This window comes from Parapedobacter sp. SGR-10 (genome assembly GCF_011030405.1).
GTDB lineage: Bacteria > Bacteroidota > Bacteroidia > Sphingobacteriales > Sphingobacteriaceae > Sphingobacterium.
Map to the genome: position 1 here is coordinate 18052 of NZ_JAAJTJ010000002.1, position 19985 is coordinate 38036.

Here is a 19985-nt window from a genome sequence, read left to right on the forward strand (position 1 = left end):
TTTAATGAGTTAACGAGAAAAATACCTATCTGCTACAACTATTGCCATAACGGTCATTCTGATACGCTTGCTGCTTGTTAAGAAAACAATGCTTACCTCTTTTTCTGAGGATTTGGTTTTGCCTGCTGCTTCTTGACCAAGTCTTGTTTGACGTATTTCAATAGTACAACTTTGAGATAGATCAAGACGATGCTTATCGCAATGGCAAGTCCCAATATCAACATATTGCCACTCCGATAGGCTGCCACCCCGCTCATGATGAGAAAGATAATACCTAGATTGAGCAGTAGATTCAGGATAAAGTGCTTTTTCATTTATTTATCTTTTTTTCAATGATAATGAAACTGTCATGATCGAATCATTGTGAGATATTATCTACCAACCGACGGATCATGACAGTTTTATTTTTTGTTTGATTTCTTCCCGATTACATGTTCGCGGATGAATGCAAAATAAACAATCCCGGCCAAAATATTTCCCCCAATGATAAATAAAATCAACAATACGCACTCTACAGCAGTGAGTGCCCTAGACAGCAAGACCTCCCGCAGTACGAGCAGGACCCATATCAAGGATATCAATAGCGATACACTGATGACGATCGGAGCAAATGGAAGATGAAAGATTTGGCTCGCGATGGCCAATAAATAAAAAGCCAGACTAAAGTAGAAAGCCTGTTTAGTCTGGTGAAATAGCGTTTTCATACCACAAAAGTATAAAAATATTATAAGAAAACTTTCGAAGCTTGAGAACGGCGAAGCCCTCAACAAAGTTAAACTTCAGAGATCTTATTTGTCGTTAGCCCTTACGGGAAGATACCTAGCTGCTCGTACGATACACCGATCTTATTGATCGCACAGATAAATGCCGCTGTACGTAGATCCTTCACGCCTTCTTGGGAAGTGTAGATGTCCCGGATCTCCCGATAGGAGCCGATCATGGTATCCTCCAATCCCGAATGAACCAGATCGATCTCGTCCGGGCCTCTCAAAATAGTCTTACGCTCCAACTCCGATACTTTTTTGCCGGTAGTAGATTCGATGATATCGATCAGTTCATGATACATGTTTTCGCTAAAGCGTTTTTCCAGACGTCCATACCGAACGTGGCTTAGGTTTTTCAACCATTCAAAATAAGATACTGTGACTCCGCCCGCATTCAAGTAGATATCGGGAATGACCAATATACCTTTTTTGTTCAGAATCTCGTCAGCTTCGGAAGTCAATGGACCATTGGCCGCCTCGCCTACCATCTTGGCCTGTATGCGATTCGCATTATCCTTGTGGATCACGCTTTCCAACGCTGCCGGAATCAAGATGTCGCAAGACTGTTCCAAACCCTCCGCTGGGTCTGCAATATTGATCGCTCCCGGAAAGTTTAAGATACCTCCCGTCTTCTGGCGATGGGCCTGTACTGCGTCTACATCCAGTCCATTTTCATCGTATATCGCTCCGTTATATTCGATGAGTCCGACCAGCTTGGCTCCTGCTTCCTGAAAATATTTAGCTGTATGGTATCCCACATTTCCCAGCCCTTGTACGATGACCCTCTTACCGGCAATCCCGACAGGCAAACCCAGCTTTTCCATATCCTCTTGGAAAGAACAAGCCTCCCGAATACCAAAGAACACACCCAATCCGGTTGCTTCTGCACGGCCGCGTACACCCCCCTGCGCAATAGGTTTGCCCGTTACGCAAGCTTGCGCATTAATATCGTTGGGATTCAATGAAGCATATGTATCCAGTATCCAGGTCATCTCCCGGGAGCTCGTACCATAATCCGGAGCAGGCACGTCAATACCCGGGCCAATAAAATTCTTCTTACAAAGCTCTGAGGTGTAACGTCTGGTAATTTTTTCCAACTCAAAGTCTGAATATTTTTTGGAGTCGATCTTAATCCCCCCTTTTCCACCGCCAAAAGGGACATTTACGATCGCACACTTGTAGGTCATCAGTGCGGCCAAAGCCATCACTTCCTCTTGATCCACTTCCAGACTGAAGCGAATACCGCCTTTGCAGGGCAATTTGTGATGGGAGTGCTGTACCCTGTAGGCTTCTATAACCTCGATCTCATTACCTATTTTCACAGGAAACTTGACCCGTAAGATCGAATTGCACGCTTTGATTTGGTCCAAAATACCCCTATCGAAACGGGTAAACTTAGCTGCTTTTTCAAAATTCCGCTGTACGCTTTCGAAAAAACTTTGATTTGATGCATTTGTGCTGCTCATAACGGTCTATTTAGTGTTTGTTCAAAATGACGGACTAAAGTTAGCTAAACTTTAAAAAGCTGAGGAGCAAAATACCGTAAAATGAAAAAATTACTTTTTTTTAGATGAAAAGACATTTTTATTGGCATTTGTACAAATTTTATACTGTTCTAGTGTAATTTTTTCGACAAAACATCTTTTTATTTAAAATAAATTTTCAGCAAAATATGCACTAAAGATTAAAAGCAGGAGAAACTGTTGTAAATAAAGATCTTACGTTATGATTTTTTGGTATTTACTTTTTAGTCGTTCTATTCTTTTTGTTAAAGTCTACTTTTCTGTTTTGGATTTGGTTAGCTTAATTAGCATATTCATGCCGGAATAAATATGGTAACTGTTCGTTATGTAGCTCTGTTTTAGACAATGTGACAAATTTAACCTATAAACTTATCGATATTCTGAATAATAAATTCTGTCCTTTCTTTTACGCTTGCTTTTGGAACTTCGATGACGTTATAACCAAACTCAAGATAGGTTTCTTTCATTTTTTTAAATGTACACTCAGCTTCTTCCCAACTTTGTTTTCGTTCATTGTCTGTTTCGTAGATTTCCTGCCAAGGCGGGAGAATAAAAACATTCTTGTTATATGGATATTGTCTTACCATTTCTTTTATTTCATCTGATACCGGAATTTGCTCCATTTTCATATAGCAAATAGTATCTAAAATTCCCCTGTCAAAAAAAATGAAATTTGAAAACGTTTTGGTATTCACTTCATCATAGCTCCTTAGAGATGCCTCCAACATCAGCTTTGCATACAGTTCTTTGTTTTTCCACGGCAACCCTTCACTGTCGGTTTCAATTTGTGCCTTTATTATCTTTCGCGCGTCCTCTTGTACGGTTTGAAAACCGTAACCATTTAGTTCATTAATCAGTGTTGTTTTTCCGACACCCGGACCACCTGTTATGACACAAAAGGCTTCTCTATTTGTTTTCAATTTTTAATATTATTATTAAAATCACATAAGTCTTTTGATAGATATATTGAAGGGGGACTATGAGTCCCATTTTAAAACTTCTCTCACTTCAATACTTCCGTCAATTTTAAAAATGGGATTATTTTTTGCGTTGTTCCTTTTGCGTGAGACTCCACCCTTTTGGAGATAGTGGATAGTTTTGCTGAAAACTTTAAAATAAAAAAGAGAGCTTTTTGCCCTCTTTCCAAAAATCCAAACATTGTTTTAATAAACGTCCATATCTGGCTCGAACTCTTCTTTCCAAGCCAAAATTCCTCCCTCCAAGTTAGACAAATTTGTGAAGCCCTGCTGTTCCAACAGCATGATAGCCTGTGCACTGCGCTTACCTGAGCGGCAATGTACAACTACCGGTATATCCTTTGCGATCTTGTTCGACTCGATAAGAATGCCTGACAAAGGAATATTCACCCCTTCCAGATTGGACACCTCATATTCAAACGGTTCACGCACATCGATCAATTGAAACTCTTCATTGTTATCTATCATCGATTTCAGTTCTTCTACTGTTATTTCTTTCATAATAATCTATTTTACAATCAAACTTAGACAAATTTATGCTTTTATACAACAGCATAGATGAGTCATCTCAAAATCCAAAACTGGAAAGTTTTTATTCTTGATTATTTTTGATATGTTGTGCCTATGGAAAAAAAGACATTGGCTATTGTCGGTTGTGGTAGATTGGCCGCAATCGTTACAGAGGCGCTGAACGCCAATTTATTGGATGAATATCAACTTATCGCTGCCTATTCGAGGACTAAGGAGAAAGCACAGTCCATCGCAGATAGGGTAAATTCGACATTATCTACGGCTACATGTAAGGTCTGCGAATCGATAGATGAGCTACTCGATTGCAAGCCCGACTATATCGTCGAAACGGCATCACCATACGCCTTAAAAGAGTTTGCCATCGAGGCCTTAAAAGGAGGATCATCCATTGTGACACTTTCTATAGGTGCTTTTGCAGATCCGGTCTTTCATGAAGAAGTCCAAAAAACCGCCAAAGCAAACCACACCAAGGTCCACATAGCATCCGGTGCTATCGGAGGCTTGGATGTCTTGCGTACAGTAGCACTCATGGGCAATGCTACAGCCACCTTTGACACCGAAAAAGGACCCAATTCTCTTAAGAACACATCGGTGTACGACGACACGCTTCAGACCGAAAAGAGGAAAGTATTCGAGGGTAATGCTATAGATGCCATTGCACTATTTCCGACCAAGGTCAATGTTTCTGTTGCAGCATCTATTGCATCTGTTGGGCCGGAAAACATGAAAGTGTCCATCACTTCTACCCCAAATTTTGTAGGGGACGATCACCGCATTGAAATCAAGAACGATCAGGTACATGCCGTGATCGATGTCTACAGTTCGACGGCCCAGATCGCCGGATGGAGCGTCGTAAGCACACTCCGCAATATCGTTTCACCTATTTCCTTTTAAGATAGGTCTCTATATTGGCCAGTACCTTTGCGCTCAGGCGGTCAAATGCCTGACGGGTACGGCCTACCGAGACACCCATACAGTACACGTGTGGATGCGTGAGAAACTTCTTATTGCCCAAAGCGATCAGCGTATCACAATAACAAAGATTGTCCCGGTCGATCCATGTGGCAAATGGCTCTTCATCCCAGGCTGGAGAAAGACCTGTATTGAACAAAATCTTCCTATTGCCCATCGCAGCAAACTCCTCGTGATGGAGCAGTACTGTATTTTTGTTCAGACAGGTTACGATAACTTCGCTTTCTTGCAACAGTTGTTTGACCGGCAGGAAACGGTAACCTTTTTGTTTGGCTTCTTCTTTTTCCGACCGGGCAAAGTAAGCAATCTCCGCTCCGAAAAATTTCAGTGCATCGGCCACCATACCACCTGATTTGCCCAGCCCCACGATGCCGACCTTGGTTCCGGTAATCTCCCGTGCCACACCATCCCAAGGCTGTCTAGGCTGGCCGTCTTTCGCCGTACCAAAGCCATGTAAGCACCGTACCAGCTCACTCACCACATATTCTACCACTCCCTCGTCTCCGTAATCGCGTACACCCAAGACCGTGATACCTCTGGAATTGGCATATAGGATATCCACATTCGCACTTTCCGGTGTATACAAGGAACAGCACATGCCGATATATTTCACATGCGGACATTTTTTCAAAGCCTCTCGCCCCAATGTTGATGTATAACTGATCAATACAGCATCCGCATCTCCGATCCGTGCTGCCATTTCTTCAGGGCAGGCAGGCATATTATTATACATCACCACCTCCGAAGCATAATCAAACAATGCTTTCTCTGCCGAGGGGATTAAATTTAGAGGCTCAACCGCAACAAGCTTTTTAAACATAATACCTTTTATTCGTATATATTAGGAAATAAATAATAGCAAATTTTTTGGTAAAAACCAAATCGGGGAAATATACTACAGGTCCTCTCCGATCCATACATACGAATCCGTACTGAATTCCAGTGTCATGAAGCCATCTGCAACTGTACGAAAGGTACCTTTATTTACATACTCCACCCCTTGAAACGATTTGATATAAGCTTCGTCAAAGTACACTGTTTCATTTTTAGGGAGCCACTTTTCAAATTGTCCTTTCACGCAGACGTACCGTCTGTCCGCACAGAACAAAACAATATTGATCTGTCCGGCAAAGGATGAAAGATCCTCGTGGATGTTATCTGACCACATATTCACGGCTTTAAAGCCTTTGCTAACCAAATAATGCATGGCGTCTTCAGGAAATCCTTGCTCTATAGATATCTGTTGGATAGAATCCTGCCGAACAGCAGGAACATCTCCAAAAACTACGTCTACCTTGATGCCCAAGGCCAATAAATAGTCCAGATTTTGTGTATCGGTAATGATCGTGGGCGACCACTCCAAGAGCTGCCCCAACAATTCACCGGCCAAATTACGTGCCGATGTAATTAAAAGAGCCGGTTCTTGATTTTCCCGTACGATATGATGTGAAGACATTTCTGCTACCCCTCCAGTTGCCTCAATGCAATATAAGCCATCAGCCCGATACTGATCTCCAAAGCACGCTCGTCTATATCAAATGTAGGGGTATGCACGGCAGAGGTAATACCTTTTTCCTTATTGCCCGTACCCAAGCGGTAAAAACAGGCGTCATTCTCCTGTGAATAGTAGGCAAAATCCTCTCCCGCAGGCCATAACTCCAAGTCAAGAACATTTTCTTTACCCAAATATTCCTCAGCATAAGATTTTGCTTTTGCCGTCAATCGTGGTTCGTTGATAAGAAAAGGATAGCCCTTACGTACTTCGAAGTCGCAGGACGCACCCATGCTTTCCGCTATTCCCGTAGCAATTTTTTGCATTTTTTGATGGGCTTCAGCTCGCCATTGCTCGTCGAATGTACGGAAAGTACCTTCCATGTACACCTCATCGGGAATGACATTTGTCGCTCCGTTGCCGATAATCTTTCCCCAGGAGAGCACGGTCGGGATCCGCGGATCCGCAGCCCTGCTGACGACTTGTTGCAAAGCTGTAATAATCTGTGCTGTAATGGCAATCGGATCTATATTCTGGTGAGGATGTGCTCCATGTCCTCCTCTACCCCTGACAGTCATATAGAGCTCATCGGTAGAAGCCATATATTGGCCGGATCGAAATCCTACCTTTCCGGCTTCAATAAAAGGCATGACATGTTGGCCAATAACAGCTTGAGGCACGGGATTTTTCAAGACACCTTCCTTGATCATGATGGAGGCACCTCCGGGCAGTTTTTCCTCTCCCGGTTGGAAAATCAACTTGATTGTCCCACCAAATTCAGATTTCAATTCCTGTAGGATCTTCGCAACACCCAATAGGGAAGAGGTATGTACATCATGGCCACAAGCGTGCATCACACCCTTATTTTGTGAGCCATAAGACCTTCCTTCGACCTCGGTAATAGGCAATGCATCCATATCTGCTCGCAAAGCAATAACTTTCTCCGAAGGCTGTTCACCTGTGATTATACCCACCACACCTGTATTGGCCATCTCCTGGTACGGAATACCCAAGCTATCCAAAGTTCTTTTGACAAAAGCCGAGGTCTCAAATTCCTCAAAAGATAGTTCGGGATGTCGGTGCAGATGACGACGTATTTCTACAGTTTCTCCAAAAAAATCCTTTGCTAATCGGTGTACACGCTCCTTTATATCTGCCATGATTCAAAAACTTATTCCCAAACCCAAATATCCTCTTGAAAAACAAATACATTGCTATATTGCGAACGAAGTATCCGCATAAAATTATTAGCTTCGGATCTGCTTGTAAAATCACCTACTTTCACACGGTAATTGGGTTCATCATAATTGATGTAACTATCAATATCCTTATATTGATTTCTGAATCGACTCTGCACAGCATAAGCCTCATTACGGTTACTGCCGGCATAAATCTGTACACGGAAACCTTTTTTCTTGACACGTGTCGCCTTGCTCCGGTCCACGACTCTGGCGCCTAGGCTTACCATAGACGGAGCAACGGGATTGATCTCATTTTCTGCACGAAAATGCTGTAACAATACAATCAAGGTATCTCTATTCACTTCCACGATCCCTGACTGTTGGGATCTGGCCGCAAAAGAGATACAGATACCTGCAAAGCATAAAAGCAACCCCTTGTACAACATACTTTTATTTAAAGTTATACAAATGAAGTAAGTTATGGAGGCGATGTCTGATATTCATCACTATATCATCACCTTTATAACCTTCATCACTTTATTCTAATATTATCCATTCTTGCCGTGACAATTCTTATACTTCAAGCCCGAACCACATGGACACTCGTCATTGCGGCCTATGGTCTGTTCCTTACGGATCGGCTGAGTGACCTGTTGCTTACGGGTGTCAAAGTCCTCTTCCGACACACCTGTAGGTGAATTTAAATCCTGTTTTGAAGCAGTCACATTAGCCGGCTGAGCCGCAACAGGACGTGCTTCCTGGATATTTTGAGGTTGCTGTTGTTGTCCCGGAATCTCACCCTTGAACAGGAAGCTCACAATCTCCTTGTTCATACTGGCCAACATGCTCTTGAACAGATTGAACGCTTCCATCTTATAGATGATGATCGGATCCTTCTGCTCGTACACGGCATTCTGAACAGATTGTTTCAAATCGTCCATTTCCCGTAAATGTTCTTTCCATGCCTCATCTATCAGAGCAAGAACTATACCTTTTTCAAAAGACCGGAAAACTTCTGCTCCTTGCGTCTCTACAGCTTTCTTTAAGTTCGTTGCCACCTGTATACCACGGATACCGTCTGTAAAAGGAACAACAATGTTCTCGATGACGTCCCCACGCTCCTCCAATACATTAGTCAATACCGGCAAAGTCTGTGCGGCAATATTTTTGGCTTTATTTTCATAGTGTGCTATGACTTGTTGGAAGACTTTGTCTGTCAACACATCCACACCGCTTGATGTATATTCCTCAGCACTGATCTCCGGATCCACTGCAAAAATACGGATTACTTCAATCTGAAACTCTTCATAAGAACCGCTTTCCTTGGCATTGATCACGATATCTTCGACCACATCGTATATGGTATTGTTCAGATCTACGTCGAGGCGTTCGCCAAACAAGGCATTTTTACGTTTAGCATAGATGACCGTACGCTGTGAGTTCATGACATCGTCATACTCCAACAAACGCTTACGTATACCAAAGTTGTTTTCCTCAACCTTACGTTGTGCACGCTCGATGGATTTGGTCAGCATGCTGTGCTGCATGACTTCACCCTCTTCCACACCCATCTTGACCATGATATTGGAAATACGCTCGGAAGCAAACAAACGCATCAACGGGTCTTCCAGAGAAACGAAGAACTGGGATGAACCCGGGTCTCCCTGACGACCTGCACGACCGCGCAACTGTCTGTCCACACGACGTGACTCGTGACGCTCGGTACCGATGATGGCCAAACCTCCGGCTTTGATGACCTCTTCGGTCAATTTGATATCCGTACCACGACCAGCCATATTGGTCGCAATTGTCACCTGTCCCGGACGACCTGCCTCAGCAACGATATCCGCTTCTTTTTGGTGAAGCTTAGCATTCAAGACATTGTGCTTGATACCGCGCAGTTTCAGCATACGGCTCAGCAATTCGGAGATTTCGACCGATGTCGTACCCACCAACACCGGGCGGCCTTGTTCGGTCAGGTTTTGAATCTCCTGGGCTACAGCATTATATTTCTCCCGTGCCGTGCGGTAGATCAGATCCTGTCTGTCATCTCTTGCAATAGGCTTGTTGGTCGGTATTTCGACCACATCCAATTTATATATTTCCCAAAGCTCGCCAGCTTCCGTAGACGCTGTACCCGTCATACCGGCGAGCTTGTGATACATACGGAAGTAGTTTTGTAGCGTAATGGTCGCGTAAGTCTGCGTTGCATCCTCTACCTTCACGTTTTCTTTAGCCTCTATCGCCTGGTGCAAACCATCTGAATAGCGACGGCCATCCATGATACGGCCTGTCTGCTCATCGACGATCTTGACCTTACCTTCGTCCACAATATACTGATCGTCACGCTCAAACAGGGTATAGGCTTTCAACAGTTGGTTGATCGAGTGGATACGCTCGGCTTTGACCGAATAATCACGCAACAACTCTTCTTTTTTCGCGGCTTTTTCTTCCAAAGAAGCTTCTGATTTTTCGATTTCGGCAATCTCCGTACCTACATCGGGCAGGATGAAGAAGCTCGGATCCTCTCCCGAAGCCGTAATCAGTTCAATACCTTTTTCGGTCAATTCTACCTGGTTGTTTTTCTCGTCGATGACAAAGAACAATTCCTTATCCGCCTTTGGCATGTGACGGTTTTGCTCTTGCATATAGTAGTTTTCAACCTTTTGCAAAACCTGACGGTGATTGCTCTCGCTGAGGAACTTGATCAGTGCCTTATTTTTGGGAAGACCACGATACGAACGCAAGAGTGCCAAACCTCCTCCCTCTACATCGGTATCACCTGCAGCAATAGCTTTCTTGGCTTCGTTGAATACCGTATTGATGTAAGCTTTCTGTGCATTGACCAGTCTTTCTATCCTTGGTTTCAGTTGATAGAACTCATGTTCATCCCCCTTAGGAATAGGGCCGGAGATAATCAATGGTGTACGTGCATCATCGATCAATACCGAGTCTACCTCATCGATCATGGCAAAATGCAGTTTACCCTGTACCAATGAATCCGGAGTCTGTGTCATATTGTCACGTAGGTAGTCAAAACCAAACTCATTGTTCGTACCATAGACGACATCCGACTTGTACGCATTGCGACGTTGCGGAGAGTTTGGTTGATGTTTGTCTATACAGTCTACGCTCAGCCCATGGAACTCAAACAGTGGACCATTCCACTCCGAGTCACGCTTGGCCAGATAATCGTTGACCGTGACGATATGTACACCTTTACCCGACAAAGCATTGAGATAAGTCGGCAATGTACCTACTAATGTCTTACCTTCACCTGTCGACATCTCGGCAATTTTACCTTGATGCAGCACGATACCACCGATGAGCTGTACATCGTAGTGAACCATATTCCAGGTCACTTCCGTACCTGCTGCTGTCCATGTATTGGACCAAAGCGCTTTATCACCCTCAATTTTCACATTTGGCTTGCGTGCTGCCAAATCTCGGTCAAAATCTGAAGCCGTAACCTCCACAACAGGATTTTCGGTAAAACGACGGGCGGTTTCTTTTACGACGGCAAAAGCCTCGGGCAGAATCTCTGATAAGATTTCTTCCAGCTTCTTGTCTCTGTCCTTGTTTAATTTGTCGATTTTTTCGTAGATGGCGGTTTTTGTCGACATATCGACCGACTCTTCTTCCGCCTGTACTTTCAACGTATCGATTTCGGTATCGATCTCCTGTAGATATTCTTGTATACGTTTCTTGAAATCCAGGGTTTTGGCACGCAGCTCATCGTTGCTTATTCCGGTTAGCTTGCTATACTCTTCTTTGATTTGTTCGACGATCGGTTGTATAGCTTTGATGTCACGCTCGGACTTGCTACCAAAAAGTTTGCTTAAAAATTTGAACATAATATTTTTTATCTCTTCTTTTTTGTACAAAATGAAGTCCAAAAATAGAGAACGGACATTTTGACACTAACGGGCAAATTTAGTTATTCGAAATGATATCTAACAGGTTCGTCCTATTTTTTTTACTTAAAATGTTTGTTGTGTTTTCGCTAGGCACTTGCACAGTTTGGTTTTGTGCTTACAGTTAAAATCACAGCTCATCCACCGATTAAATCTTGAAACCCCTCCAACAATCCCTGTATCTTCTGTTCATCTGTACCGCGAAAGCTCCGCAACAGCATCTCCATTGGGATATTGCCTACTAAAGCATCTTGTGCAAACGGACAGCCTCCATAGCCCATAAGCGCACCTTCAAAAATACGGCATCCTGCTTCATAGCCTGCCTCTATCTTCAAGAGTGCATTTTCTGGTCTGCTGTGCAAATGCAGGCTCAATTCCCAATCGGGAAAAGTATGCCGGACAAGAGTAAATAACATCTTGATGTCCTCCGGTGAGGCTTCGGATGTGGTATCGGCAATCGAAAACCGTGTGATTCCCAAGTCGGAAAGCCTTTCCATCCATTCCAATACCACATCCGTACTCCATGGATCACCATACGGATTGCCAAAAGCCATAGAAATGTACATGACCAGTTCTTGCGAGCCCGATGCCATATAGCTTTTAATATTTTCCACCCGCCGAAACGATTGCTCGATCGTGGAGTTGGCATTTCGCTGCTGAAAGGTCTCCGATATGGAAAAAGGATAACCCAAGAAGTCGATTTGATCAAAAGGAGCAGCGGTCTCAGCCCCCCTTTCATTGGCAATAATGGCCAACAGCTTGGTCGTACTATTCTTTTCAATACTTTCCAGCACCTTTGCCGTGTCCTGCATCTGCGGAACAGCCTTTGCAGAAACAAAACTTCCGAAATCAATACAATCGAACGCATGGCTGCGCATCAATTGGTTGATGTACGTTGTCTTTTTTTCCGTGGGGATAAAATGTGTAATACCTTGGATGGCATCCCGTGGACACTCCACCAATTGTACTTTTTCGTTATTGGACATCTTTCCTAATCTCCCTGGCTATAACCATTTTTTGTATCGCACTGGTTCCTTCACCAATAGTACACAATTTTGCATCCCGAAAATATTTTTCCGCCGGATAATCCTTCGTAAAACCATATCCACCATGGATCTGCACACTCTGATTGGACACTTCCACAGCAACTTCGGACGCGTAATACTTGGCCATCGCACTTTCCTTGGTCACTTTCTGATCTGTATCTTTCAAATACCCCGCCCGACGTATCAACAGTTCCGAAGCATCTATTTTGGAGGCCATGTCGGCCAATGTAAATGCCACATCCTGAAAATCAAAAATCTTCTGATTAAACTGTTCACGTTCATTCGCGTAGCGCAATGCACATTCGTACGCCCCCCGAGCGATGCCCAGTGACAATGCAGCAATGGAAATACGCCCACCATCCAACAGTTTCAGGGCTTGGATAAATCCGTCGCCTACCTTACCGATAATCTGGTTTTTGTGCACCCGGCAATTATCAAAAAACAAACTAGCTGTTTCGGAAGCCCGCATACCCAATTTGTTTATTTTTTGGCCTGCTGTAAATCCCTCCATGCCTTTTTCCAGCAGAAAGGCCGTAACTCCATGTTTGTCTCCTTTCTCGCCCGTACGGGCCATCACGACAAATACATCCGCACTAATGGCATGGGTAATAAACGTTTTGGAACCGTTGATGACGAAATAGTCGTCGTCCTGCACTGCTGTAGTCGCTAGCCCTCCTGCATCCGATCCCGAACCTGTTTCCGTCAAACCCCAAGCACCTATCCATTCTGCCGTAGCCAATTTGGGCAAGTACTTTTCTTTTTGCTCTTCATTGGCAAAGGAAAGGATATGGTTAGTACACAGAGAATTGTGGGCAGCCAAAGAAAGCCCTATTGAGCCACAGACTTTTGATATTTCATCCAAAATGGTAATATATTCTTGATAATCAAGACCTGCACCGTTGTATTTTTCCGGCACCAGTATGCCCATAAAACCATATTCGCCCATTTTCTTGAACAACTCTACCGGAAAATATTGTTTTTCGTCCCATTCCATCACATAGGGTTTGATATGTGTATTTGCAAAATCCCTTGCACTTCTTTGAACCAAAACCTGCTGTTCGTCCTCCTGTATATTGAATACCATAATCTGTAAGTTTATCCTTCTTTATGAAAAATACAAAAAACCTTCCGTATTTTGAAAGATTTTTATTTTTCATATACAAAACAATCCTGCTATTGAAAAGTTTTAAATAACATAGGCAGGGCTTTTTTAATTCGGTATCTTTGGTATTGCGCTTAAATAAACCACATATGGAAAATCTACTCAACATACTCAAGAGCAAGCACGAAAAACTCTTTCTCGGAGGTGGTATAGACAAAATCGAAAAGCACAAGAAAAAAGGCAAAATGACTGCTTGGGAACGTATTGTCTATCTTTTGGATGAGGATAGACCCTATGTAGAAATTGGTGCTTTTGCCGGAGACGGTATGTATGAGGAGCAGGGTGGCTGTCCGAATGGGGGAGTAGTAGTCGTGATGGGTTATGTCAAAAACAGGCTGTGTGTCATTGTCTCCAACGATGCCACGGTAAAAGCTGGCGCTTGGTTTCCGATTACAGGCAAAAAGAACCTGCGGGCCCAAGAAATTGCTATGGAAAACCACCTTCCCATCATTTACCTTGTCGATAGTGCCGGTGTGTACCTACCTATGCAGGAGAAAATTTTTCCCGACAAGGAGCACTTTGGCCGTATATTCCGAAACAATGCCAAAATCTCGGCCATGGGCATTCCACAGATTTCTGCCATTATGGGGCCTTGTGTGGCCGGTGGTGCCTATCTGCCGATCATGTCCGACTATGCCCTGATTGTCGAAGGCACTGGTTCTGTTTTCCTAGCCGGTCCGTATCTTGTAAAATCGTCCATAGGCGAAGTGGTCGACAATGAAACATTGGGAGGGGCAACCACCCATTGTGAAATATCAGGCGTCACGGACAACAAATATCCTAACGACGAGCGTTGTCTCGACGCCATCAAAAATATCGTGGACAAATTTGGCGAAACCGACAAAAACCAATTTTCCCGTATAGCAAGCAAAGAACCCGAATATCCACACACTCGGATCTACAAGCTCTTGCCCGAAGACCGTCTAAAGCCTTATAATATGCTCGACATCCTAAAAGCTATTGTGGACAAGAGTTCGCTCGAAGAATATAAAAAAGACTACGGCAAAACATTGATTTGTGCCCTGGCGCGCATCGATGGCTGGGCGGTAGGCATCGTGGCCAATCAACGGGAAATTGTCAAAGCCAAAAAACCCGGCAGTACCTCCGAAATGCAGATGGGCGGTGTGATCTATTCCGATTCTGCAGACAAGGCCGCCCGATTTATCATGAACTGCAATCAACAGAAGATCCCGCTGGTATTTTTTCAAGACGTGACCGGATTTATGGTCGGCTCGCGCTCAGAACATGGGGGAATCATTAAAGACGGCGCCAAAATGGTCAACGTAATGGCCAATTCGGTCGTTCCAAAATTCACGTTCATCATCGGAAACAGCTATGGTGCCGGCAACTATGCCATGTGTGGCAAAGCTTACGACCCTCGACTGATATATGCCTGGCCCACAGCACAAATCGCAGTGATGAGCGGCGCATCGGCCGGAAAAACCCTGCTACAGATACAGGAAACAGCACTCAAAGCAAAAGGCGTGTCCCTATCCGAAGAAGAAAAAAACCAATTGCTTTCTAAAATCAAACAACAATACAATGCACAGTTAAGCCCCTACTATGCTGCCGCCCGTCTTTGGGTTGATGGAGTCATCGATCCCAAAGAAACCCGAAAAATCATTTCTATGGGAATAGAAGCCGCCAACCACAATCCAAATATGGAAAAATATAATGTCGGAGTGCTACAGGTATAATAACTCCATAAAAGTAAGTCGGATATGATAAAAACTAACTCTTCATAAACTCAGTCAACGATCGGTCAATAATAGCTACACTATCCAAGATCTGTGGCTCTGTCATCAGCAATGGGGGAGCAAAACGAATGATATTTCCATGCGTTGGCTTGGCCAATAATCCATTGTCCCGCATCTTCAAACAGATATTCCAGGCTGCTTCGGGGTCTGAATGTTCAATTTCAATAGCATTCAACAGTCCTTTACCTCTTATATCTATTATGAAACCATAATTTAGTTTTTTGAGTTCTTGACGCAGTAAATTTCCCGTTTTTTCAGCATTTTCAGCCAAATTCTCGTCCTTCAGCACCTGTAAGGCGACAGTAGCTATACTACATGCCAGTGGGTTTCCGCCGTAGGTAGATCCATGTTCGCCCGGTTTGATAGTCAGCATAATGTCGTCATCTGCCAAAACAGCCGAAATAGGAAAAGTACCGCCACTCAGTGCTTTTCCTAAAATAAGAATATCGGGTCTCACATTTTCATGATCGCAGGCCAACATTTTCCCCGTACGACAAAGTCCGGTTTGTATTTCATCAGCAATAAAAAGTATATTTTTGCTTTTACAGAGCGCTGCCACCTGCTTCAAATATCCCTCATCGGGGACAATAACACCTGCTTCTCCCTGTATGGGCTCGACCATGAATGCCGCTACATCCTTGTCCTCCAACACTTTTTCCAAGGCTTCGATATCATTGTATTCAACTGACACAAATCCGGGCATATAGGGTCCAAACTGATGATAACTGATCGGATCGGACGAAGATGAGATAGCCGCAAGCGTCCGTCCCCAAAAATTGTTCTTTGCAAATACAATCTTTGCCCGGTTTTCGGGAATACCCTTTTTCACATAGCCCCAACGTCTTGCCAGCTTAATAGCCGTCTCTCCACCTTCTACACCTGTGTTCATCGGCAAAACTTTATCGTATGAGAAATATTGTGTGATATATTTCTCGTATTCGCCCAATTTATTGTTGTAAAAAGCACGAGAAGTCAGTGTCAGCTCCTGTGCCTGCGCTATTAAAGCTTCTACAATACGAGGATGACAGTGTCCCTGGTTTACAGCCGAATAGCCACTTAGAAAATCATAGTATTGCTTGCCTTCCACATCCCAAACATGTACACCTTTACCTTTTTTCAGTACAACAGGAAGAGGATGATAATTGTGTGCACCATACCGATGCTCCAAATCCATAAAATATGTTGATAAGTCTTTTTCTGTGTTCATATCGAAATTTACTGTTTTTGATTAAAAATTCCCACATATTCTTCCAGACATTCCGGATTGCGCATGATATCTTTAGAAACAGTTTTTTCCAATGGATAACCCGAAAAAATCTTTTTGATAGGTATTTCCAATTTTTTACCGCTCAACGTATAGGGAATATCCGTTACGGCATAAAAATCATCGGGAACATGACGTGGGCTATATTGCTTTCGGAGTTCGCTCTTTATTCTTTCGATGATCTGCCCCAATGAGGTATTTGCTTCCAATTGCACAAACAAGGTTATCCTGCTTTCACCTTTCTCATTATCAGTGGCGATGACCAAACTATCCTTCACATGCTCCAAGGCATTGACTACATTATATATTTCGGCTGTACCTATGCGTACACCGCCTCGATTGAGTGTTGCATCCGACCGTCCATACATGACAATCCCACCTCTATCATTTATCAAAATCCAATCTCCATGACTCCACACACCTGGCCGTTCAGAAAAATAACTTTCTCTATACTTTTCATTATCCTTATCATTCCAAAAATACAAGGGCATAGATGGCATAGGCTGTTTGATAACCAATTCTCCTACTTCATGATATACCTCTTTTCCTTGGTCATTGACCGCAACAATATCCGAACCTAAGGCTCTACATTGGATTTCGCCGGCATACACCGGCAAATATGGGCAACCGGACAGAAATGCACTGCACACATCCGTACCTCCACTTAAAGAAATGATATGTACGTCTGGAAATTTCTGTTGCAGATTTTCGAATGTAGACGCAAGTAGGGGAGAACCGGTAGATCCGATCACTTTGGGTTGGTAGTCCCCAATTTCCAAATCATGGATAGCCGAAAAATAAGCTGCCCCTCCACCTAAATGGTGTACTTTGGCCAGTTTAACAAATTCCCAAAAATCTTTGTGGTCACGATAATGTATAGCTCCATTGAACAAGCACAATGTAGCACCACATAGCAGAGAAGACAAGGCATAATTCCACATCATCCACCCCGTGGTCGTATACCACAGAAAATTCTCTCCTTCCTGTACATTTTGATGGATAGCCAATGCTTTGTAATGCTCCAACAGATTGCCTCCTGTACTATGCGTGATGGCTTTGGGTTTTCCGGTCGTGCCCGAAGAGTATAAAATCCATATCGGATGCGAAAAAGGTACACGCAAGAAAGTCAGCGTCTGAGGTGTATAGGTGGAAAATATAACCTCCCAATCTTCTTCGTAAACAGGTACAACCGTTGCAATCGATGGAATATGCTTCCTGATCTGTGCTAAAGTTTCTTGTTTGGAGAATGATTTTCCGTTGTATTGGTATTCAGTTTCCAAGAACAGTACTTTTGGTTCTATCTGCGCGAAGCGCTCGATAATACTTTTGTCCCCAAAATCCGGTGAACAACAAGACCATATGGCACCCAGTGAATTGACAGCTAGAAAAATAGCAATCGTTTCCACGGTGTTATTCAAAATTCCGACAATTCTATCTCCTTTTTGAACACCTTTTTCCTGTAAAAACTGTTGGATAACCGAAACCATATCCTCCAATTCACGCCACGTGACTTCCCTGTATTTTAATTTTTCATCCGCATATTTTAACGCTATTTTTTCAGATTGCTTATTCCGAAAAATATGCTCTGCATAACTTAGCGAAATACCTTCAAACCACTTTGCCTGAATAAAATCGGTACTTATATTGTCCCGGTCCAACACTTTTTGATACCCACCTGAATAGGTAATCTCAAAGTAGTCGTATACAGCTTCCCAAAAAATACTTAGATTCTCAATTGACCAGGAATACAAATCGTCATAAGCCAAAAATTTTTTATTCGTTTTTTGTTCCACAAAGTGTTGAAAGTAGTACAAAATAGAACTTTGTGTATATTCTTGAGAGGGTATCCACAGTGGCGCTGACATAGCTGTTTATAAACGATTGTCAACTTAAAGTTTAAAAAAAAAAATTTAAACCTTCATTTCCAAATCACCTTTTTCACTTACTTCTAGTGGAAATTCAGCGATTTGTATACCAAAGGCATTGTAGATTCGCAACTTGAAATTCATACCATCCTTCATCAGTTTTTTGCATTCAGGGTATTTTTGATCTACCTGAGTCAAGACAGAAGATAATTCATTGGTATAGGGCGCTCCGAAGGATTCTTCTTTCGTATCAAAGACAAAATCTAAACTGACCGTTCTCTTGTCCAAACTATAAGCTTTCGTATGTTTCAAGGTTGCATTGGAAATAGCTTCCTTATTTTCATTGTATTTCGTCACCAAGTCATAAACCTGGGCTTCCCTGTTTTTACATGCTGTGAAAAACAATGGAAATATCAATAATAAAAGTATTTTTTTCATATATGTCATACTGTAAGTATTTTGGAAAATAAAATTTTAAAACCGTGTTCCTACTTCCCAAAAGCATTCCATCCCTGTGCCTTGATTTCATGCACATTTCCGGATTTGGAAATCATGTTGCATCCTGCAGCTGCCTCTGTCATATAGCCAATGACCGAAATATCCAACTGTCCTTTTATTTTATCGTAGTCCGCCTGTGGCACCGTAAACAACAATTCATAATCCTCACCACCACTCAAAGCACATACCGTAGGATCCAAACCAAATTCACGGGCGGTCTCGTAAGTCATTGGGTCGATCGGAATTTTGTCCTCATGCAGCTTACATCCTACATTGGAAGCTTTGCAGATATGTAATATTTCCGAAGCCAATCCATCCGAAATATCGATCATAGCATTTGGTTTCACGTGCAACTTGGCCAACAGCTCTATCATATCTTTGCGTGCTTCGGGTTTGAGCTGACGTTCGATAATATAATCTTTACCTTCCAAATCGGGTTGTATCTGTGGATTCTCCAAAAAAATCTGCTTTTCACGTTCCAAGAGCTGCAATCCTACATAAGCCCCTCCCAAATCACCACTCACACACAGCAAATCTCCTTCTTTCGCACCCGAACGATAAGCAATTCTATCTGTATCAGCGTAGCCCATACTCGTGACCGAAATGACTAATCCCTGTACCGAAGCTGAGGTATCACCTCCAACTAAATCTACATTGTATTTCTTACAGGCAATCAAAGCTCCCTCATAAATTTCTTCTACAGCTTCCAATGGAAATTTTGAAGATAACCCAATAGAGAAAGTAATCTGTGAGGCCATTCCATTCATTGCATAGATATCGGACAAATTAACTTGAACGGCTTTATAACCTAAATGTTTGAGAGGAACATACCGCAGATCAAAATGTACGTTTTCTAATAACAGATCCGTAGAAATCAAAGTTTTCTTATCTGAAAAATCCAATACAGCTGCATCATCTCCAATGCCTTTTACAGTTGATTTTTCAGTCAGTTCCACCGCTTGTGTGAGGTGTTGGATTAATCCAAATTCTCCTAAGTCGTTTATATTTGTTTTATCGTTATTCTCAAACATATTTTTAA

Annotated in this window: 18 protein-coding genes; 2 read left to right on the forward strand and 16 right to left on the reverse strand. The window is 42.9% G+C overall.

Annotated elements, in window-relative coordinates:
- Positions 1–92 precede the first annotated feature (92 nt).
- From G5B00_RS02180 to G5B00_RS02200, 5 genes are all read right to left on the reverse strand, one after another.
- The gene (locus G5B00_RS02180; protein ID WP_163871620.1) at positions 93–314 is read right to left on the reverse strand and encodes a DUF6358 family protein; all 222 of its coding nucleotides are present in this window, start codon (positions 312–314) and stop codon (positions 93–95) included.
- An 87-nt stretch (positions 315–401) separates the two neighbouring features.
- Positions 402–704, reverse strand: coding sequence for a hypothetical protein (locus tag G5B00_RS02185; RefSeq protein WP_163871621.1), 303 nt, complete (start codon positions 702–704; stop codon positions 402–404).
- Between the two features lie 101 nt (positions 705–805).
- Complete coding sequence (locus G5B00_RS02190) at positions 806–2230, reverse strand: Glu/Leu/Phe/Val family dehydrogenase (RefSeq protein ID WP_163871622.1); 1425 nt, start codon at positions 2228–2230, stop codon at positions 806–808.
- A 413-nt stretch (positions 2231–2643) separates the two neighbouring features.
- Positions 2644–3207, reverse strand: coding sequence for an AAA family ATPase (locus G5B00_RS02195; RefSeq protein ID WP_163871623.1), 564 nt, complete (start codon positions 3205–3207; stop codon positions 2644–2646).
- Between the two features lie 243 nt (positions 3208–3450).
- Complete coding sequence (locus G5B00_RS02200) at positions 3451–3765, reverse strand: rhodanese-like domain-containing protein (RefSeq protein WP_163871624.1); 315 nt, start codon at positions 3763–3765, stop codon at positions 3451–3453.
- A gap of 123 nt (positions 3766–3888) precedes the next feature.
- Between G5B00_RS02200 and G5B00_RS02205 the strand changes: the two genes are divergently transcribed.
- Positions 3889–4689, forward strand: coding sequence for an aspartate dehydrogenase domain-containing protein (locus G5B00_RS02205; RefSeq protein ID WP_163871625.1), 801 nt, complete (start codon positions 3889–3891; stop codon positions 4687–4689).
- Here G5B00_RS02205 and G5B00_RS02210 read toward each other — a convergent pair.
- The 7 genes from G5B00_RS02210 to G5B00_RS02240 form a co-directional block, all read right to left on the reverse strand.
- Positions 4676–5587, reverse strand: a complete 912-nt coding sequence (locus tag G5B00_RS02210) for an NAD(P)-dependent oxidoreductase (RefSeq protein WP_163871626.1) — start codon at positions 5585–5587, stop codon at positions 4676–4678. The two genes, G5B00_RS02205 and G5B00_RS02210, sit on opposite strands and share 14 nt — an antisense overlap.
- Before the next feature lie 75 nt (positions 5588–5662).
- Positions 5663–6223 (reverse strand): thiamine diphosphokinase, encoded by a 561-nt coding sequence (locus G5B00_RS02215; protein ID WP_163871627.1) that lies wholly within the window; start codon positions 6221–6223, stop codon positions 5663–5665.
- Positions 6224–6228: 5 nt separating this feature from the next.
- Positions 6229–7419 (reverse strand): M20 family metallopeptidase, encoded by a 1191-nt coding sequence (locus G5B00_RS02220; protein ID WP_163871628.1) that lies wholly within the window; start codon positions 7417–7419, stop codon positions 6229–6231.
- An 11-nt stretch (positions 7420–7430) separates the two neighbouring features.
- Positions 7431–7886 (reverse strand): SPOR domain-containing protein, encoded by a 456-nt coding sequence (locus tag G5B00_RS02225; protein WP_163871629.1) that lies wholly within the window; start codon positions 7884–7886, stop codon positions 7431–7433.
- Between the two features lie 102 nt (positions 7887–7988).
- A complete protein-coding gene (gene secA, locus G5B00_RS02230; RefSeq protein WP_163871630.1) occupies positions 7989–11294 on the reverse strand; it encodes a preprotein translocase subunit SecA in 3306 nt (1101 codons plus the stop codon).
- Between the two features lie 197 nt (positions 11295–11491).
- Positions 11492–12340, reverse strand: coding sequence for a hydroxymethylglutaryl-CoA lyase (locus G5B00_RS02235; RefSeq protein ID WP_163871631.1), 849 nt, complete (start codon positions 12338–12340; stop codon positions 11492–11494).
- The gene (locus tag G5B00_RS02240) at positions 12330–13484 is read right to left on the reverse strand and encodes an acyl-CoA dehydrogenase family protein (protein WP_163871632.1); all 1155 of its coding nucleotides are present in this window, start codon (positions 13482–13484) and stop codon (positions 12330–12332) included. Before G5B00_RS02240 ends, G5B00_RS02235 begins: the two co-directional genes overlap by 11 nt.
- A 167-nt stretch (positions 13485–13651) precedes the next feature.
- Here G5B00_RS02240 and G5B00_RS02245 point away from each other — a divergent pair, with 167 nt between their 5' ends.
- On the forward strand, positions 13652–15259 hold the full coding sequence (locus G5B00_RS02245) for an acyl-CoA carboxylase subunit beta (protein ID WP_163871633.1): 1608 nt from the start codon (positions 13652–13654) through the stop codon (positions 15257–15259).
- A gap of 34 nt (positions 15260–15293) precedes the next feature.
- On the opposite strand, the gene rocD is transcribed toward G5B00_RS02245, so the two are convergent.
- From rocD to thiL, 4 genes are read right to left on the reverse strand one after another with little or no spacing between them, the layout of a single operon-like run.
- Entirely contained in the window at positions 15294–16526 is a 1233-nt protein-coding gene (gene rocD, locus G5B00_RS02250) for an ornithine--oxo-acid transaminase (protein WP_240894358.1), read from the reverse strand.
- An 8-nt stretch (positions 16527–16534) separates the two neighbouring features.
- Positions 16535–18448 carry an acetoacetate--CoA ligase gene (locus tag G5B00_RS02255; RefSeq protein WP_163871634.1) on the reverse strand — a complete coding sequence of 638 codons (1914 nt, stop codon included), beginning with the start codon at positions 18446–18448 and terminating at the stop codon, positions 16535–16537.
- A 45-nt stretch (positions 18449–18493) separates the two neighbouring features.
- Positions 18494–18886, reverse strand: a complete 393-nt coding sequence (locus tag G5B00_RS02260; RefSeq protein WP_163871635.1) for a hypothetical protein — start codon at positions 18884–18886, stop codon at positions 18494–18496.
- 50 nt (positions 18887–18936) lie between these two features.
- Positions 18937–19977 (reverse strand): thiamine-phosphate kinase, encoded by a 1041-nt coding sequence (gene thiL, locus G5B00_RS02265; RefSeq protein ID WP_163871636.1) that lies wholly within the window; start codon positions 19975–19977, stop codon positions 18937–18939.
- Between the last annotated feature and the right edge of the window lie 8 nt (positions 19978–19985).